The 17,429-nt window shown below is 69.5% G+C and carries 18 protein-coding genes; 13 read left to right on the top strand and 5 right to left on the bottom strand.

Annotated features, from left to right (window positions below; translation table 11 throughout):
* Positions 1-41 precede the first annotated feature (41 nt).
* The 3 genes from HDA45_RS23635 to cds1 are packed head-to-tail and all read left to right on the top strand — an operon-like array spanning position 42 to position 1,884.
* On the top strand, positions 42-515 hold the full coding sequence (locus HDA45_RS23635; RefSeq protein WP_184898761.1) for an Lrp/AsnC ligand binding domain-containing protein: 474 nt from the start codon (positions 42-44) through the stop codon (positions 513-515).
* A gap of 11 nt (positions 516-526) precedes the next feature.
* Entirely contained in the window at positions 527-805 is a 279-nt protein-coding gene (locus tag HDA45_RS23640; protein WP_184898763.1) for a DUF4229 domain-containing protein, read from the top strand.
* On the top strand, positions 802-1,884 hold the full coding sequence (cds1, locus tag HDA45_RS23645) for an L-cysteine desulfhydrase Cds1 (RefSeq protein WP_184898765.1): 1,083 nt from the start codon (positions 802-804) through the stop codon (positions 1,882-1,884). Before HDA45_RS23640 ends, cds1 begins: the two co-directional genes overlap by 4 nt.
* A gap of 401 nt (positions 1,885-2,285) precedes the next feature.
* On the opposite strand, the gene HDA45_RS23650 is transcribed toward cds1, so the two are convergent.
* From HDA45_RS23650 to HDA45_RS23665, 4 genes are all read right to left on the bottom strand, one after another.
* Positions 2,286-3,155 carry a 1,4-dihydroxy-2-naphthoate polyprenyltransferase gene (locus HDA45_RS23650; protein ID WP_184898767.1) on the bottom strand — a complete coding sequence of 290 codons (870 nt, stop codon included), beginning with the start codon at positions 3,153-3,155 and terminating at the stop codon, positions 2,286-2,288.
* A gap of 93 nt (positions 3,156-3,248) precedes the next feature.
* Positions 3,249-3,407 carry a hypothetical protein gene (locus HDA45_RS23655; protein ID WP_168214479.1) on the bottom strand — a complete coding sequence of 53 codons (159 nt, stop codon included), beginning with the start codon at positions 3,405-3,407 and terminating at the stop codon, positions 3,249-3,251.
* 62 nt (positions 3,408-3,469) lie between these two features.
* Entirely contained in the window at positions 3,470-4,594 is a 1,125-nt protein-coding gene (gene menE, locus HDA45_RS23660) for an o-succinylbenzoate--CoA ligase (protein WP_184898769.1), read from the bottom strand.
* A gap of 54 nt (positions 4,595-4,648) precedes the next feature.
* Positions 4,649-5,572, bottom strand: coding sequence for a 1,4-dihydroxy-2-naphthoyl-CoA synthase (locus HDA45_RS23665; RefSeq protein WP_184898771.1), 924 nt, complete (start codon positions 5,570-5,572; stop codon positions 4,649-4,651).
* Between the two features lie 57 nt (positions 5,573-5,629).
* On the opposite strand from HDA45_RS23665, the gene menD reads away from it, so the two are divergent.
* The 3 genes from menD (at position 5,630) to HDA45_RS23680 (ending at position 9,402) form a co-directional block, all read left to right on the top strand.
* Positions 5,630-7,306 (top strand): 2-succinyl-5-enolpyruvyl-6-hydroxy-3-cyclohexene-1-carboxylic-acid synthase, encoded by a 1,677-nt coding sequence (menD, locus tag HDA45_RS23670; protein WP_184898773.1) that lies wholly within the window; start codon positions 5,630-5,632, stop codon positions 7,304-7,306.
* Between the two features lie 109 nt (positions 7,307-7,415).
* A complete protein-coding gene (locus HDA45_RS23675; protein ID WP_184898775.1) occupies positions 7,416-8,936 on the top strand; it encodes a M1 family metallopeptidase in 1,521 nt (506 codons plus the stop codon).
* Between the two features lie 22 nt (positions 8,937-8,958).
* On the top strand, positions 8,959-9,402 hold the full coding sequence (locus HDA45_RS23680) for a DUF3592 domain-containing protein (RefSeq protein WP_184898777.1): 444 nt from the start codon (positions 8,959-8,961) through the stop codon (positions 9,400-9,402).
* A gap of 179 nt (positions 9,403-9,581) precedes the next feature.
* On the opposite strand, the gene HDA45_RS23685 is transcribed toward HDA45_RS23680, so the two are convergent.
* The gene (locus HDA45_RS23685; protein ID WP_184898779.1) at positions 9,582-10,412 is read right to left on the bottom strand and encodes an inositol monophosphatase family protein; all 831 of its coding nucleotides are present in this window, start codon (positions 10,410-10,412) and stop codon (positions 9,582-9,584) included.
* 111 nt (positions 10,413-10,523) lie between these two features.
* Between HDA45_RS23685 and HDA45_RS23690 the strand changes: the two genes are divergently transcribed.
* The 7 genes from HDA45_RS23690 (at position 10,524) to HDA45_RS23720 (ending at position 17,427) form a co-directional block, all read left to right on the top strand.
* Complete coding sequence (locus HDA45_RS23690) at positions 10,524-11,642, top strand: glycosyltransferase family 4 protein (protein WP_343072134.1); 1,119 nt, start codon at positions 10,524-10,526, stop codon at positions 11,640-11,642.
* A gap of 44 nt (positions 11,643-11,686) precedes the next feature.
* Positions 11,687-12,790 carry a glycosyltransferase family 4 protein gene (locus HDA45_RS23695; protein ID WP_184898782.1) on the top strand — a complete coding sequence of 368 codons (1,104 nt, stop codon included), beginning with the start codon at positions 11,687-11,689 and terminating at the stop codon, positions 12,788-12,790.
* 68 nt (positions 12,791-12,858) lie between these two features.
* Positions 12,859-13,629, top strand: coding sequence for a BTAD domain-containing putative transcriptional regulator (locus HDA45_RS23700; protein ID WP_184898784.1), 771 nt, complete (start codon positions 12,859-12,861; stop codon positions 13,627-13,629).
* A 68-nt stretch (positions 13,630-13,697) separates the two neighbouring features.
* Positions 13,698-14,396 (top strand): demethylmenaquinone methyltransferase, encoded by a 699-nt coding sequence (locus HDA45_RS23705; RefSeq protein ID WP_184898786.1) that lies wholly within the window; start codon positions 13,698-13,700, stop codon positions 14,394-14,396.
* Between the two features lie 2 nt (positions 14,397-14,398).
* Positions 14,399-15,685, top strand: coding sequence for a geranylgeranyl reductase family protein (locus tag HDA45_RS23710; protein ID WP_184898788.1), 1,287 nt, complete (start codon positions 14,399-14,401; stop codon positions 15,683-15,685).
* Positions 15,686-16,464: 779 nt separating this feature from the next.
* The gene (locus tag HDA45_RS23715; RefSeq protein WP_184905952.1) at positions 16,465-16,872 is read left to right on the top strand and encodes an NADH-quinone oxidoreductase subunit A; all 408 of its coding nucleotides are present in this window, start codon (positions 16,465-16,467) and stop codon (positions 16,870-16,872) included.
* 6 nt (positions 16,873-16,878) lie between these two features.
* Positions 16,879-17,427 (top strand): NuoB/complex I 20 kDa subunit family protein, encoded by a 549-nt coding sequence (locus HDA45_RS23720; RefSeq protein ID WP_005151847.1) that lies wholly within the window; start codon positions 16,879-16,881, stop codon positions 17,425-17,427.
* The last annotated feature ends 2 nt before the right edge of the window (positions 17,428-17,429 follow it).

Below are 17,429 nucleotides of genomic sequence, written 5' to 3' on the forward strand. Positions count from 1 at the left end.
CCTGGTCATGCGAATCGGGCCATGGCACCTAAGGTGTAGCGGTGGACCAGGTGGATCGGAAGATCATCGCGGCATTGCGGGAGAACGGCCGGGCTACCTACGCCGACCTCGGCCGGTCTGTCGGGCTCTCGGCTTCATCAGTGCACGAGCGGGTCGGGAAACTCGAGGCCGCCGGCGTGATCACCGGCTACCACGCCATGGTCGACCCCAGCACGGTCGGACTCGGGGTGACGGCGCTGGTCGGCATCCACCCCACCGACACCGCGACCGAAGACGACGTCGCGGCGGCGTTGGGAGCACTGGACGAGGTCGAAAGCTGTTACGCCGTCGCGGGTGACGAGGCCTTCGTGGTCAAGGTGCGCGTGGCGACCGTCGACGATCTGGAGCGGTCGCTCGGCAGGCTGCGGCGGATCCCCGGCGTCGGCAGGACGAACACCACCGTCGTGCTCTCCACCCGCTTCGAGGGGCGGCCCAACAACGCGGGCCTGGAGGACGAGCGGAACGGCAACGCGTAGCCTCCGTTGATGTGAGCGACAATCACCTGCCCCGAGACCTGACGTTGTACTTGCTGGCCAGGTTCGCCCTGGTCGGGGTCATCGGCGGCGGGTTGCTGCTGGCCAACGTCCCGCTGCTGGTGGCGCTGCTGATCGGGCTGCTCGTCGGGCTGCCGCTGGGCATGCTGCTGTTCCGCTCGCTGAACGTGCGCGTGACCGCCGGGCTCGCCCGCCGCAACGAAAAACGCGCTCGCGCTCGTGCCGAACTACGCTCCCAGCTGCGTGGCGACCGAGCGGACGGGACAGCGTGAGCAGGCTCCACAGCCGCAGCTGGGTCCGCGAAGCCGTCCGCATCATCGAGGCGGACGCGAACCGCAGCGCCGACACACACCTGCACGTCTTCCCGCTGCCCGCGGAATGGGGAATCGACCTCTACCTGAAGGACGAGTCCGTCCACCCGACAGGCTCGCTCAAGCACCGGCTCGCGCGTTCGCTGTTCCTGTACGGCCTGGTGAACGGCCAGATCGGGCAGAACACCGTGCTCGTCGAGGCGTCCAGCGGCTCGACGGCGGTTTCGGAGGCGTACTTCGCGCGGATGCTCGGCCTGCGGTTCATCACCGTGGTGCCGCGCAGCACGTCGCCGGAGAAGATCGCGCTCATCGAGTTCTACGGCGGTGAATGCCACTACGTCGACCGGGCGCCGGACATGTACCCGGAGGCCGAGCGGCTCGCCTCGGAATGCGGTGGCCACTACCTCGACCAGTTCACCTACGCCGAGCGCGCGACGGACTGGCGCGGGAACAACAACATCGCCGAATCGGTGTACGCGCAGATGCAGTCCGAGCGGCACCCCGTGCCGACGTGGATCGTGGTCGGCGCCGGGACCGGCGGCACGAGCGCGACCTTCGGCCGCTACGTGCGCTACAAGCGGCACACCACGAAGATCGCCGTCGTCGACCCGGAGAACTCATCGTTCTTCGGCGCTTGGCAGACCGGCGCGCTCGACTACAGCACCGGCATGCCTTCGCGGATCGAGGGGATCGGGCGGCCGCGCGTCGAGCCGTCGTTCGTGCCCGGCGTGATCGACGAAATGCTGCAGGTGCCGGACGCAGGTTCGCTGGCGGCCATCCGCGTGCTGCGCGAACGGACCGGTCACTGGGCGGGCGGCTCGACCGGGACCAACCTCTTCGGCGCGTTCACCCTGATCTCGCGGATGATCTCGGAAGGCCAGGCGGGCAGCATCGTCACGCTGCTGTGCGACGGCGGTGAGCGGTACGCCAACACGTACTACGACGACGAGTGGCTGGCGCGGAAGAACATCGACATCGCGCCCTATCTGGAGAAGTACCAGGAGTTCCTGGTGAGCGGAAAGCTCGCTCCGGAGGCCTGAGTTCTGGCTGCCCGGCGTGCCGCGGGACGTTGCGAAAGCCACGTTCGCAACGTTCAACGTTGCGAAAGTGGCTTTCGCAACCCGCCGCCTTTGCCTGCCCCCTCAAGAACCCGATTTGTCACTCACTACCTGGGCTTACCTCAAGATCGCGGGATCACCAAAGGAGCGAGGGACCTTTGCTATCGCCTGGGCCACCCGTTGTGGTCGGCCCAGCGTGGGACGCCTACGGGTAGTGGGTCGAAGCGGGAAACCCAAGGAATGAACGGTCCGTTCACGCCTCCTCGCGCGCCCCGACCCGACGTGGGCTGAAGGGGCCCTTCGCCGCATCAGACGTAGCGAAGGGGCCCTTCGCCGCATCGCACGCGGTGAAGGGCCCCTTCAGCCCGGCCCTAACCTAGGCTTCAGAGCGCCAGGGCGACCGCGGTCAGCGCCGCCCACCCCAGCATCGCGAACCCAGTGTCCCGCAGCGCCGGGATCAGCGCCCGCCCCTGCGCGCCGCCGCCGACGGCCTTGACCGACTTCAGCAGCAGCGGCGCGGTCAGCAGGCCCAGCAGCGCCCACGGCGTCACGAAGGCGAGCAGCGCGCTCACGACGTATGGCACCGCGATCAGCGTCAGGTAGAGCTGCCGGGTGCCGTCGTCGCCGAGCCGGGTGGCGAGCGTCCGCTTACCGGACTCGATGTCGGTCGGGATGTCGCGAAGGTTGTTGGCGGTCAGCACGCCGGTCGAGAACGAGCCGACGGCGACCGCGCAGCCGAGGGCCGTCCAGCTGATCTGTCCGGCCTGGACGTACACCGTGCCCAGCACGCCGGCCAGCCCGAAGAAGACGAAGACCGCGATCTCGCCGAAACCGTAGTAGCCGTAAGGCTTCTTGCCACCGGTGTAGAACCAGGCGCCGAGGATGCAGACCGCGCCCATCGCCAGCAGCCACCACAGTCCGCTGATCGCGACGAGCACGAGCCCGAGGACTCCGGCGAGCCCGAGGGATACGAGAGCGGCTGCCAGGACGGCTTTCGGCTTCGCGACCCCGGAGCCGACCAGCCGCAGCGGGCCGACGCGGTTCTCGTCGGTGCCGCGGATGCCGTCGGAGTAGTCGTTGGCGTAGTTGACGCCGACGATCAGCGCCAGTGAGACCAGCAGCGCGAGGAGCGACCGGGACCAGGAGAAGCCGTCGAGCGCGACCGCCGCGCCGACTCCGGCGACCACCGGCGCCACCGCGTTGGGCAGCGTCCGCGGGCGCGCCCCTTCGATCCATTCACCAGCAGTCGCCATGCCGCCATTCTGGCCCTGGCGACTACCGGCCGGTATGCGGGGCTCGTCACCCGCTCGCGGCGCCGAGCCACCGCGAGCAGGGGACGAATCGCGCTACTTCAGATCCTTGATCGTGTCTTCGAGCGTCCAGGTGAGTGTGCCGCTGTTCGGAACGGCGGTTTCCGGTTCGTCCGCCAGCGCGGGCCCGGCCAAAGCGACCAGACCCATCGTGACGGCGGTGCAGGCCAATACTGTGCGTGTCCAGCGCGTCATGGTTAGACGTAAACCCGCGGGTAATGATCCTGTCAACAACGTCCCAGCAATCGGTGGGGAATTCACGACCTTCGTAGGAGATTCCGGACGGCCGTCCTGTCGACCTTCCCGGGGCCCCGCAACGGTAGTTCTTCCGTGAATTCGACCCGCTTCGGAGCGGCCGCCGCACCGGCCTCTTCGCGGCAGGCGGCACGCAGCGAATCGACGTCGCAACCAGCGCCGACGACGAGCGCGACGACGGCCTCGCCCCACTCCGGGTCAGGTACTCCGACCACGCACGCGTCACGGATTCCGGGCTGTGCGGTCAAGATCCGCTCGACGGCCGCGGCGGCCACCTTCACCCCGCCGGTGTTGATCATGTCGTCGATCCGCCCGAGGATCTCCAGCCGTCCGCCGGGCGACAACCGGCCGCGGTCGGAGGTGCGGAACCGGCCTGCCTCGAAGGCCTCCGCGGTCAGGTCGGGTCGCAGTCGGTAGCCGTGCGCGAGGACGTCACCCGTGATACAGACCCGCTCGTCTTCGAGTTCGACGTGTACTCCATCCAGCGGTACACCGTCGTAAACGCAGCCGCTGGCCGTCTCGCTCATGCCGTACGCGGGCACGATCTTCACGCCCGCTCCGGCCGCGCGCTCGCGGAGTTCCGCGGTGGTCGCCGCGGCGCCGACGATGATCGCGTCGAAAGCGCGGGCCGCCGCCAAGCCGGGGCCGCCCGCGTCGAGGAGCCGCCCGAGCTGAGTCGGGACGAGCGCGGTGTAGCGCGGCCCTTCCAGCGCGAGGATCGGCGCGGCCGCCGAGGCGAAGTCGTCCGGACGGAACCCGGGGGCGTGCAGCACGGCGGGCGTCGTCCCGGCCAGGAGCGAGCGGACCAGCACCTGCAGGCCGCCGATGTACTGCGCCGGTGTCGCGAGCAGCCAGTGTCCCGGCCCGCCGAGCCGCGCGTGGGTGGCGTGCGCGGACGCGGCCAGCGCGGCGGCCGAGAGCAGGACGCCCTTGGGCTCGCCGGTGGACCCCGAGGTGGCGATGATCACCGCCGTCCCGGGCTCGGCCGGGCGTGTCGGCTCCATCGCGTCCCGGAGGGTCTCCGACGCGTAGGGGAGGACGGCCGGGCCGCCGCCGAGCGCCCCGGCCAGCGCCGCGGTCAGCTCGGTGATCGACTCCGGACTCCCGTCCACCCCTACCGCACGCATCCCGCCACCCTATGCGCCCGCCCGCCGGATCGCGTTTAGCCCGCTAAACGCAGGTCAGTAGTAGTACGGGAAGGTCGACCAGTCGGGGGAGCGCTTCTCAAGGAAGGAGTCGCGGCCCTCGACGGCTTCGTCCTGCATGTACGCGAGCCGCGTGGTCTCGCCGGCGAAGAGCTGCTGGCCGACCAGGCCGTCGTCGGTGAGGTTGAACGCGTACTTCAGCATCCGCTGCGCGGTCGGCGACTTGCCGTTGATCGCCCACGCCCAGTCCAGCGCCTCGGCCTCGAGCTCCGCGTGCGGGACGGCGGAGTTGACCGCGCCCATCGCCTGCATCTGCTCGGCCGTGTACTCGCGTCCGAGGAAGAAGATCTCCCGCGCGAACTTCTGCCCGACCTGCTTGGCCAGATACGCCGAGCCGTAGCCGCCGTCGAAGGAGCCGACGTCGGCGTCGGTCTGCTTGAACCGCGCGTGCTCGGCGGAGGCGAGCGTGAGGTCGCACACCACGTGCAGCGAGTGCCCGCCGCCCGCCGCCCACCCCGGGACCACCGCGATGACCACCTTCGGCATGAACCGGATCAGCCGTTGGACCTCCAGGATGTGCAGCCGTCCGGCCCTCGCCGGATCGATCGTGTCGGAGGTCTCCCCATCCGCGTACTGATACCCGGAGCGTCCGCGAATACGCTGGTCACCACCGGAACAAAACGCCCAGCCGCCGTCCTTCGGCGACGGGCCGTTGCCGGTGAGCAGGACGCAGCCGACGTCCGAGCTCATCCGCGCGTGGTCGAGCGCGCGGTACAGCTCGTCGACGGTGTGCGGACGGAAGGCGTTGCGGACCTCGGGACGGTCGAACGCGATGCGCACGACACGTTTGCCTGAGCGGCTCTCAGAGGAGCGGTGATAGGTGATGTCGGTGAAGTCGAAACCTTCGACTTCTCCCCACGAGGCGGGGTCGAACAGCTCGGAAACCTGGGCGTCATCCACGTTTGGGAGAATAGGACGTGTGGCCGTGAGTCGTAGTGTGAAATCCGAGGTCTGCCGGTGAATCCTTCCACCGCGCAGGCAAGGGTCATCGTCGACGAACTCGTTCGCAACACCGTCTCGCACGTCGTCCTCTGTCCGGGCTCACGGAACGCCCCGCTGTCGATCGCGCTCTACGACGCGGCGGCCGCCGGACGCCTCCAGTTGCACGTCCGCATCGACGAACGCGGCGCCGCCTTCCTCGCCCTCGGCATCGCCGCGCGCACCGGCCGTCCCGTGGCCGTGCTGTGCACCTCGGGCACCGCGGCCGCGAACTTCCACCCCGCCGTCCTCGAGGCCGACCGCGCGGGTGTCCCGCTGATCGTGCTGACCGCGGACAGGCCGCCCGAGCTGCGGGCCGCCGGCGCGAGCCAGGTCATCGACCAGCACCAGCTCTACGGCAACGCCATCCGCTACTTCGACGAGCTCGCCGTCGCCGAACGCCGCGCCGGGCAGAACTCGTACTGGCGTGGCCAGATCTGCCGCGCCTGGAACGCCGCGTACGGCGAGTGGCGCTGCGGGCCGGTGCATCTCAACATCCCGTTCCGCGAGCCGCTCGTCCCGGACATCGACGACGACGGCGAGTGGTACGAGTCACTCGAAGGGCGTCCCGACGGCGCTCGCTGGACCGAGCTCCCCGACTTCGGCGCGCTTCCCTCGTTCGTGGTGCCCTCGGCCCGCCACGGCCTGGTCATCGCTTGCGACACCGGCGTGCAGGCCGCCAGCGAATGGGCCGAGCTGCACGGCTGGCCCGTCGTCTCCGAGACCGGCGGAATCGGGCTGGCCGGTGGGACGGCGATCTCGTCCGGCGCGTGGCTGCTCGGCGTCGAGGAGTTCATCTCGCGGCACAAGCCCGAGCAGGTGCTCTGCATCGGCCGTCCGACGGTGTTCCGGCAGGTCCAGCGGGTGCTGTCCGATCCGGACGTCGAGGTGCTGCTGGTCCGGCCCGATTCGGACTGGCCCGCGCCCGCGCACAACGTCCGCCAGGTCGGCCAGTGGTTCGACGAACCGACCAAACCGGCCGATCCGGAGTGGCTCGCCAGCTGGCAGCGCGCGGACAAGGCGGCGTCGTCGGCGGTGGCCGAGGCGCTGGCCGACGAACCGTGGCCGAGCGGGCTGCGCCTGGCCACCGAGCTGGTCGACGCGGTCCCGGAGGGATCGCTGCTGGTCGTCGGCTCGTCCAACCCGACCCGCGACGTCGCGCTCGCCGGACGGCTGCGGCCCGACGTCCTCGTGCACCGCAACCGCGGTGTCGCCGGGATCGACGGCATGGTGTCGACGGCGATCGGTGCCGCGACAGTCCACAGGGGACACTCGTACGCCCTGCTCGGCGACCTGACGTTCCTGCACGACGCGAGCGGCCTGCTCACCGGTCCCGCCGAACAGCGCCCTGACCTGACCATCGTGGTCCTCAACGACGACGGTGGCGGCATCTTCTCGCTGCTCGAGCAGGGCGCCCCCGAGCACAACGCCAGCTTCGAGCGCGTGTTCGGGACGCCGCACGGCGCCGATCTCGGTGCCCTGTGCGCCGGCTACCGCGTGCCGCACGTCGTCGCCGAGACGCTCACCGAGTTCCGTGCCGCGCTGAAGCCCGCGCCGGGTTTGCGAGTGGTGGAAGTCCGGGTGGACCGAACGCGCCACCGCGAGCTCCACGCGCGACTCCGTACGGCGGTTTCCTCGGCCGTGCGCGCTGTCTAGCCGATTTCCGTCTCAGTCCAGAGGGTAGGAACCCCTCCTTCGGACGTGTCTGCGTGCTGATCATCTGGCTACGTTCGAGCGCGCTGACAAATCCTGGGAGGGATTCGCAATGCGCTTGAAGACTCGCGCCGGCTTCGCCGGATTGACCGCGGGCGTCGTCTCGGTGCTGCTCGTGGGCTCCGCGGCCGCCGCACCCGCGCCTGGTTCGATCGGCGTCGGCGACCCGTACTACCCGCACGCCGGGAATGGCGGCTACGACGTCGGGCACTACGACCTCAGATTGTCCTATCAGCCCTCGACGGACCTGCTGTCCGGGGCGACGACGATCCTGCTCACCGCGACGCAAGACCTCTCGCGGTTCAACCTCGACTTCGGCCTCAAGGTGACGAGCGTCCGGGTCAACAACCGGCCCGCGCAGTTCGCGACCTCGACCGACGGCACCGGCGAGCTGACCGTCACGCCGTCGACGCCGCTGAAGAAGGGCCAGACGGCGACCGTCGTCGTGGCCTACGCGGACACCCCGTCGAAGGTGAAGATCGACGGCTTCACCGCCTGGAAGAAGACCCCGGACGGCGCGCTGGCCGTCGACGAGCCGCAGAGCGCGGCCTGGTGGTTCCCGTCCAACGACCACCCGACCGATCTGGCCACCTACGACATCTCGGTCGAGGTCCCGAACGACGTCGCCGCGCTGTCCAACGGCACGCTCGTGCGCAAGACGGTGCAGCGGCCGGGCTGGACGCGCTGGAACTGGCGCAGCACCAAACCGCAGGCGACGTATCTCACGTCGCTCGAGGTCGGCAAGTTCGAGGTGAACGAGCAGACCACGCCGGACGGCAAGCCGTTCATCACCGCCTACGGCGCGGACCTCGGCGAATCGCTCGGCGCGGCCAAGGCCAGCATCGAGCGGACGCCGGAGATCACCGAGTTCCTCGCCTCGAAGTTCGGGCCCTACCCGTTCGAGGCGCAGGGCGGCGTCGCCACCACCGGCATCACCTTCGCGCTGGAGAACCAGACGCGGCCGGTGTACGGCGCGCGGGCGTTCCGATCCGGCTCCAACACGTCGGTCGTCGCGCACGAGCAGGCGCACCAGTGGTTCGGCGACAACGTCACGCTCGGCAAGTGGAGCGACATCTGGCTGAACGAGGGCTTCGCCTCCTACGGCGAGTTCCTGTGGTCGGAGGAGACCGGCGAGGGCACGGCCGACGAACTCGCCCAGTACATCTACGACTCGGCGCCCGCCGAGGACCCGTTCTGGCAGGTCCTGCCCGCCGACCCCGGTGAGGCGAACCAGTTCCACGCGGCCGTCTACGACCGCGGCGCGCTCGCGGTGCACGCGTTGCGCAAGGCTGTGGGCGACGACACGTTCTTCCGGATCCTGCAGACCTGGCAGCAGGTGAAGAAGAGCAAGTCGGCGGTGATCCCGGAGTTCATCGCGCTGGCGGAGAAGATCTCGGGCAAGCCGCTGTACGACCTGTTCCAGACCTGGCTGTACACCAAGGGCAAGCCCGCGGTGAGTCCTAACGGGACTCCGGCCGCCTCTCTCCGGGCGGCTTCCGTCCCGGTCGCGCCCAAGTCCTACCCGCAGATCAAGGCGACGCACGAATTCCTCGGCGAGCGACACGCCCACTGACGGGTAGCGCTACGCTCGCGGCGTGACGGCCAAAGCGGAGCGGGTGAGGCGCATCGGGTGGTATGCCGCCCTCGTTGTCGCCTCACTCGTCACCGTGCTCTGCGTCTCGCTGCTGTTCGCCGCGTTCCGCAACGACAGCGCCATCGAAGCCGAACTCGGCCAGGCGACGGCGCAGGTCGAGTCGGTGACATTCGACCGCACGATCATCAACTACGCCACCCCCGACGGCATCGTGCACAGCCCGGCCAACGGCGTGCTCTACCCGGCCGGGCTGGCCGCCGGGCAGCTGGTGAACATCGAGTACGACGTCGGCGACCCGGAACTCGCGCGGGTGGCCGGGCGCTCGGCGTCGAACACGCTGCTGCCGCTGGGCAGCATGATCTTCTTCACCTGGCTGGTCGCCGGGCCGCTGCTGTGGTGGATCCGGCGGCTGAACACCCGGTCGCGCGCCGAGTCCCGCGCCTGATCACGCGAGTTCCGCCCCCAATCACGCGTGTCGTCCCTCTGATCACGCGAGTCCCGCGTCTGATCACGTGAGTCGTCCGGATCGGCGCGTGCGCTTGCCGTGCGGAATCGGCGATCACGCGTGATCAGACGGCGATCACGCGTGATTGAAGGCGGAACTCGCGTGATTGGAGGCGGGACTCAGCCGACCGACTCCTGCCACCAGCCCAGCACCTCGTCGGCCACCCCCGGCGCCGCGACCAGAAGCGCGTCGACAGGCAAGGCCGAGCCCTCCCCGTGCCGGTCCAGCACCACGGCTCCCGCCTCGATGGCCAGCGCGACCGAGCCGGCGACGTCCCATTCGCGGTAGTTGTGCAGCACCGCCGCGGCCGCGTGCCCCAGCGCGACCTGCGCGATCGCCAGCGCCGCCGAGCCCAGCACCCGGACCCCGGCGTGCGCGGCGGCGGCCCGTTCGATGAACTGGCCCATTCCCGGCCAGACACCCTTGCGCGTGAGTTCCGTGCAGACGATCGCCCCGGCTGTCCCGCGACGGTCGGTCAGCGTGATCGGCTTGCCGTTCGCCCGCGCGCCGCGGCCGCGCGCGGCCGCGTAGATCTGGGCGCGATACGGGTCCGCGACCACGCCCACCACCGGCCCCGAAGCGTCGATCAGGGCGAGGCTGTAGGCACACCAGGGGACGCCGGCGACGTAGTTCGCGGTGCCGTCGACAGGGTCGACCACCCAGCGGTATTCGGCGACGTCGGCACCGTGGTCGGCGCCGAATTCACCGCCGACGACGGGGATGCCGGGGAATTCCGCGGTCAGCACCCGGCGGGTGTGACGTTCGAGGATCCGGTCCGTGTCGGTGACCCAGTCGAAGGGTGAGTCGTTCGGATCGGGCTGGGCGCCCCGGCCCGCGGTCGCGGTGATCACGTCGGTCGCGTCGTTGGCCAGCCGCCCGGCCACTTCGAGGGCCCTCGACAACAGCCCTGGCTCGACGGGCTGAGGCGGCCTTGACGACAGGAGGGTCATGCCTGCCTAGTGTGGCCGAAACTGGTTTCCGGAACACGACCTTGAGATGACATGTCGTCTGTTCCGTTTTTGTTGGCGTGGGCGTCACAACCGGATGCGACAGTGATCGGCGTGCGAGTCGCGATAGTCACCGAAAGTTTCCTGCCCCAGGTGAACGGCGTGACCAACTCCGTGCTCCGCGTCGTGGAACACCTCCGCGACCGTGCGCACGACGTGCTGATCATCGCCCCGGGACCGGGTCCCGGGGAGTACCTCGGCGCCCCGGTCGTGCGCATTCCCGCCCTCGACTTCCCCGGCGTGAACTCCCTCCCGATCGGCGTGCCGACCAGGACGGTGCTCACCGCGCTGGCCGATTTCGGACCGGACGTCGTGCACCTGGCGTCGCCGTTCGTGGTCGGCGCCCGCGGTCTCGCCGCGGCGAGACGGCTGCGGGTGCCGTGCGTCGCGGTGTACCAGACCGACATCGCCGGTTTCGCCGCCGCGTACGGCTTCGGCATCGCCGCCCGCGCGGCCTGGCGCTGGGTGCGCCGCCTGCATTCGCGGGCCGATCGCACGCTCGCGCCGTCGTCCGATTCGGTGGAGCAGCTGAGACTCCACGGGATCCCGCGGGTGCACCGCTGGGCGCGTGGCGTCGACATCGAACGGTTCTCGCCGGCCCACGCCGTTCCCGCGTTACGCGCCGAGCTGGCGCCGAACGGCGAATTGCTGGTCGGTTTCGTCGGCAGGCTGGCGCCCGAAAAGGAGGTCGAGCGGCTGACCGCGCTCGCCGGTGTCGACGGGGTCCGCGTGGTCGTCGTCGGCGACGGGCCGGAGCTGCCGATGCTGCGCGACCGGATCCCGGGTGCCGCGTTCCTCGGTGCCCGATACGGCGAGGAGCTTTCCGCCGCGTACGCGAGCCTCGACGTCTTTGTCCACACAGGACCGCACGAGACGTTCTGCCAGGCCATCCAGGAGGCGATGGCGTCCGGGCTGCCGGTGCTCGCGCCGAACGCGGGCGGCCCGAAGGACCTGGTCCTGCCCGGCCGCACCGGCTATCTGCTGCCCGCCGACCGGGCCGGGTTCTCGACGGCGCTGGTGGAGAAGGTGAACGACCTGCGTGACGACGCGTTGCGCGCCAGGCTGGGGGAGAAGGCGCGCAAGGTCGTGCTGAACAGGACCTGGCCCGCGGTCTGCCGGGAACTCGTCGGCCACTACGAGGCGGTTCAAGGCAAGATCGCTCGCGCGGCTTAAGAAATGCAGCGGCTGGGAAAGGGCCGGGCACGAGGCGGACTCGAATGCATATAGTCCAGCTGGCCAACTTCTACGGGCCACGCTCGGGCGGGCTGCGGACGGCGCTGCACCACCTCGGCGCCGGTTACGTGGCGAGTGGCCACCAGGTCACCCTCGTGGTGCCGGGGCAGCGGTATGTGGACGAGACCCTGCCTTCGGGAGTCCGCCGGTTTTCCCTTCCGGCACCGCAGATCCCGGGGACGGGCGGCTATCGCGCCGTCGATCCGCACCGGGTGCGCGTGGTGCTGAACCGGCTGGAACCGGACAGGTTGGAGGTCTCCGATCGGCTCACGCTGCGCGGCATGGGCGTCTGGGCGCGGCGCAACGGCGTGCCCAGCATGGTGATCTCGCACGAGCGGCTGGACAGGCTGCTGGAGCAGTTCCTCATGCCGGAACCCGTCGCCCGGCGTGTCGCGGACGTCGCCAACCGGCGGATGGCGCGGCGCTACGACACGGTCGTCTGCACGACGGCGTTCGCCCGCGCGGAGTTCGACAGGATCGCCGCGCCGAACGTGCGGCGCGTCCCGCTCGGCGTCGACCTCACGACGTTCGCCCCTGCTCGGCGCGACGACGGCTGGCGGCACACGCTGTCCGGTGACGCGGACGCGCTGCTCGTCCACTGTGGACGCTTGTCGCCGGAGAAGCACGTCGAGCGCAGTGTGGACACCGTCGCCGAGCTGACCGACGCCGGGCATCGGGTGCGGCTCGTGATCGCGGGCGACGGACCCCGGCGGCGGGCGCTGGAACGGCGGGCGCGCGGACTTCCGGTGACCTTCCTCGGCTTCCTCTCCGGACGCGGTGACGTCGCGCGCCTGCTGGCCAGCGCCGACGTCTCCCTCGCGCCCGGTCCACACGAGACTTTCGGGCTGGCCGCGCTGGAGGCGCTCGCTTCGGGGACGCCGGTGGTGGTCTCGTCGTCGTCGGCGCTGCGGGAGATCGTGCGCCCCGGCTGCGGCGAGGCCGTCGACGATCTGGCTCCGGCTTTCGCGGGTGCCGTCACCGAGCTTTTGAAGAGACCAGAGATCCCCCGGCGGGCGGCGGCACGGGCGCGAGCGGAGGAATTCGCCTGGCCGCGGTCGGTGCAGGGAATGCTCTCCGCGCTCGCCTGATCACTTTGTATCCAATTTGTACAACCGGCATTCATCGTCCCCTCAGCCATCGAGCGAGAGGACGGCACGTGAGGTTCGAAGTACTGGGCACGTTCAGCATCTCTTCCGGTCCGAGGTCGGTCCCGTTGCACGGCCGGATGAGAAGAACGCTCCTCGGGGTGCTGCTGGTCCGGGCGAACACCTTCGTACCGGTGAACGTGCTCACCGAGGCCCTGTGGGAGAGCCGGTGGGAGCCGCGAGCGGTGCCGAAGCTGCACTGGCACGTCCACAAGCTGCGGCAGGCCTTGCCCGAAGGCGACCGCCTCGGATTCGACAACGGCGGCTACCGGCTGGAGGTCCACCCCGGCGAGCTCGACGTCGAGACCTTCGAGACGCTGGGAAGCCAGGCGCTGAAGTCCGCGGACCCTGAGCAGCGTGTCTCGCTGATCCGACAGGCCCTCACGCACTGGCACGGCGCGCCCTACGAAGGCCTGGACGTCCCGCTGCTTTCGGACGAGACGATGCGCCTCTCGGAGCACCGCCTCGTCCTGCTCGAAGAGCTTCACCAGGCCGAACTGAGCCTCGGGCGGCACGCGAGCGCGGCCGTCGAGCTGGCGGATCTGGTGCGGCGGCATCCGTTGCGGCAGCGCGCTCAGTACCTCCTGATGGATGCTCTCTGGCGAGCCGGGCGCACTTCCGAAGCGCTGGCCGCGTATCGGCGTGCGCGCCGGGTCTCGGTCGATCAGCTCGGCCTCGAGCCGGGGCCGGAACTGCGGTTGCTGGAGCGGCGGATCCTCGCCGGCGAGGTCGCGGGGGCCGGTGCGCACCGTGCCCCGGCGTTGCTTCACCGGGCCAGGTGACCCTACGGCGCGCCGCTTTGCTCCCGCTTGGCCGAGATGCCTCAGGACGAGCGAAGTAGTGTTCGGGTATGTCCCGAGCGAGTCTTGACAAGGATCCGCACGAAGTCGCCGCCATGTTCGACGACGTCGCGGACGGCTACGACCGCGCGAATTCGTTCATGACCTTCGGCTTCGACCGCCGCTGGCGTACCACCACCGCACGGGTGCTGGACGCCAAACGCGGCGAGAAGGTGCTGGACCTCGCGGCGGGCACCGGCGTGTCCACCGTCGAGTACGCGCGCAACGGGGCCTGGTGCCTCGCCGCGGACTTCTCGGTCGGCATGCTCAAAGCGGGCAAGCATCGCGGCGTGCCGATGGTCGCCGCCGACGCGTTGAAGCTGCCGTTCGCCGACGACAGCTTCGACGCGGTGACCATCTCGCTCGCGCTGCGGAACTTCGTCGACACCAAAGCCGCGCTCACCGAGATCGCGCGCGTGGTCAAACCGGGTGGGCGCCTGGTCATCTGCGAAGTGTCGACGCCCACATTCCCGCCGATCCGGTTCCTGCACCGGACGTTCATCGCGAAGCTGCTCACCTGGGTCGGCAGCCGGACCTCGTCGAACCCCGAGGCCTACTCCTACCTGGCCGAATCCATGCTGGCGTGGCCGGATCAGCGGACGCTCGGCGAGATCATCGCGAGCGCCGGGTGGACCGAGGTGGAGTGGCTGAACCTCACGTTCGGCGTCGTCGCCATCCACCGTGCCAAAAAGCCCTCTGTAGATTCTTAGGCATGACCCGTCGCAACGCTGACCACGACGCCGAAGTCATCGTCGTCGGTGCCGGACCGGCCGGCTCCACCGCCGCCACGTACCTCGCCCGCGCGGGCGTCGACGTGCTGCTGCTGGAGAAGACCGAGTTCCCGCGCGAGAAGGTGTGCGGCGACGGCCTGACCCCTCGCGGCGTCAAGCAGCTCATCGACCTCGGCATCGACACCAGCGAGGACGCGGGCTGGGTGCACAGCCGCGGCCTGCGGATCCTCACCGGCGAGCTGACGCTCGAGCTCGACTGGCCGGACCTGACGAGCTACCCGCCCTACGGCGTTTCGCGTACCCGTCAGGACTTCGACGACCTGCTCGCCAAGACCGCGGTCAAGGCGGGCGCGCGGCTCTACGAGCGCACCACCGTCACCGGCGCCATCACCAGCCCGGCAGGCCGCGTGATCGGCGTCGAGGCGAAGGTCGGCCCGGAGAAGACGCCGGTGAGTTACCGCGCTCCGCTGGTCCTGGCCTGCGACGGCGTCTCCGCGCGGCTCGCGCTGAGTGTCGGCATCCAGAAGAACGAGAAGCGCCCGATGGGCGTCGCGGTGCGCCAGTACTACAAGAGCCCGCGCCACGACGACCCGTTCATCGAGGGTCACCTGGAGCTGTGGGACCGCTCGGACCCGCGCGACCCGAAGCTGTTGCCCGGCTACGGCTGGGCGTTCCCGCTGGGTGACGGGACGGTGAACGTCGGCCTCGGCATGCTGTCGACGTCGGCCGCGTTCCGCAGCACCGACTACCGCGCTCTGCTGCGCCAGTGGCTCGACGGGACGCCTGAGGAATGGGGCTACCGCGAGGAGAACGCCATCGGCAAGGTCGGCGGCGCCGGTCTCCCGATGGGCTTCAACCGCACCCCGCACTACCGCGACGGCCTGCTGCTGCTCGGCGACGCCGGCGGCATGGTCAGCCCGTTCAACGGCGAGGGCATCTCGGCCGCGATGGAGTCCGCGCAGCTGGCGTCGGAGTTCGTCGTGCAGGCCCTGGCGCGACGTGAGGGGCCTTCGCGTGAGCGGGCGCTGGAGGGTTACCCGCGCGCTGTCGGGGAGCTGATGGGCGGCTACTACCGGCTCGGCAACGTGTTCGCGAAGCTGATCGGGAAGCCGAAGATCATGCACGCCGCGACGAAGTACGGCCTGCGGATCAACTCGATCCTTCCGCTGGTCTACAAGGGACTTTCAGGCTGCTACGACGCCAAGGGCGGGGACGGCGTGGACCGCCTCATCGCCGCTCTGGCGCGCGCCACCCCCACCCCGCGCTGACGTTCGGGCCGAAGGGGCCCTTCACCGCATGCGACGCGGTGAAGGGCCCCTTCGTCGCGTCTGACGAGGGCAAAGTCCCCTTCAGGCGCCCGCGCAGGTGCCGGGGTCGTGAGTGGCGTTTCGGGCTAGGGCCAACCTGTCTCAGGTACCTACAGTCGAGCGATCTCACGTGATCAGACGGACGACACACGTGATCAGACGGACGACACGCGGCGAGACCCCGGCCACACGCGTGTCGTCCATCCGGTCACGCGTGTCGTCCGTCTGATCACACGCGCCGTCCACTCACGCACGCCCCACCCGACCCACGCCCCACCGCCGCCCTGTTCCTCACCGCGAGACGTCCCACCTGCGGTGGTTCCACACGTCTGGACCAATCGCCGGTACTCCGCGCAGTGGTATCGGTCACAGGACAAACGTGGTCAAACGGACTCCCCGACTCGATCTTGAGAACGACGTCGCAGGTCACCGGTATCGCACGCCGGAAGAACCCGTACTGGCCGTGCGGCCAAGTTAGGGCAGCCTTATAGCACGGGGCCTAGGGACAAGAATGTGAGTCACGTCCTACACTCGCCCCATGCTTTGTGAATCGCTTCACATCCTCGACGGGAGGCTTGTGAACTATTTCACAAGCAAGGGGGCCGTCATGCACGGCCCGTAAGGGTTGCCTAACCCTCGGCGGTGTGACCCAGGTGACTTAGGGTGCCGACCGAGGGAAGCGGTGAACCCCGACTCGAAAACCGCAGCGGCGCGGAAAGGATGGCGAAAACCCCGTGCTGATGTTGCCCGTGCTGGCCCAGGCGGACACCCCTACGGTGCCCAACCTGGACATGTACCTCCCCCTGGTCCTCCTGTTCGTCCTCGCTCTCGGATTCGCGGTGCTCTCGGTGCTGCTCGGCCCGCTCGTCGGCCCGAGCCGGGCCAACAAGGCGAAGCTCGCGGCCTACGAATGCGGCATCGAACCGTCGCCGCAGCCGGTCGTCGGCGGCGGCCGGATGCCGGTCGCGTACTACATCACCGCGATGCTGTTCATCCTGTTCGACATCGAGATGGTCTTCCTCTACCCGTTCGCGGTCTCCGCGGACGCGCTGGGCATGTTCGGCCTGGTGGAGATCGTGCTGTTCATCGCGACGGTCGGTTTCGCGTACGCCTACGTATGGCGTCGCGGCGGCCTGGATTGGAACTAGAGAAGCATGGGCCTCGAAGAAAAACTCCCCAACGGCATCCTGCTGGCCAGTCTCGAAGGCCTGGTGAACTGGGCCCGCAAGAACTCGATGTGGCCCGCCACCTTCGGTCTCGCCTGCTGCGCGATCGAGATGATGACCGTCGGCGGTTCCCGCTACGACATCGCCCGCTTCGGCATGGAGCGCTTCAGCGCGACGCCGCGCCAGGCGGATCTGATGATCGTCGCGGGCCGCGTCACGCAGAAGATGGCGCCGGTGCTCCGCCAGATCTACGACCAGATGGCCGAGCCCAAGTGGGTGCTGGCGATGGGCGTCTGCGCCTCGTCCGGCGGCATGTTCAACAACTACGCCGTGGTGCAGGGCGTCGACCACATCGTCCCGGTCGACATGTACCTCCCCGGCTGCCCGCCGCGCCCCGAGATGCTGCTCGACGCGATTTTGAAGCTGCACGCCAAGATCCAGGACGAGCCGATCAACGCCCGCCGGGCCGCGATCCGCGCCGCCAGTGGTGAGCGCACCGAGCTGATCGCCTCCTCGATCAAGTACGCGAAGAAGTGAGC

Origin of the sequence: Amycolatopsis umgeniensis (assembly GCF_014205155.1) — a bacterium.
Classification (GTDB): Bacteria; Actinomycetota; Actinomycetes; order Mycobacteriales; family Pseudonocardiaceae; genus Amycolatopsis; species Amycolatopsis umgeniensis.